This window comes from Crystallibacter degradans, from assembly GCF_012952295.1.
Classification (GTDB): Bacteria; Actinomycetota; Actinomycetes; order Actinomycetales; family Micrococcaceae; genus Crystallibacter; species Crystallibacter degradans.
The window spans coordinates 1-254 of sequence record NZ_JABBCH010000117.1 but is presented as its reverse complement, the minus strand read 5'-3'; the positions used below and the strand labels follow the sequence as shown (position 1 = coordinate 254).

The window sequence follows — 254 nt, the reverse complement described above, 5'->3', positions numbered from 1 at the left end:
CCGGCGCAAAAAGCACAAGAACCCGGAGGAACGCACCAGCCGCTTCCGCGACCCCATGATCAACATCTCCGAGCGCCCCGCCGAGGTCGAAGACCGCGCAATCCCGGGCCATTGGGAAGGGGACTTGGTGCGCCACGAGGCGCTGTTTTACCGAGCGGAGGTGGAAGACCTTCGCCGTTGTGCTGTCGCAGCAGCATGACGAAGCTGGGGGCAGCCTGACCCGAGGAAACACCGGGAAGGGTGGCAAGCAGCCC

General features: G+C 65.4%; 1 pseudogene. It reads left to right on the top strand.

Features of this window, described 5'->3' with window-relative positions:
- Positions 1-130 (top strand): annotated as a pseudogene (locus HGO92_RS23365) (IS30 family transposase); the annotation flags it as partial.
- Positions 131-254 lie beyond the last annotated feature (124 nt).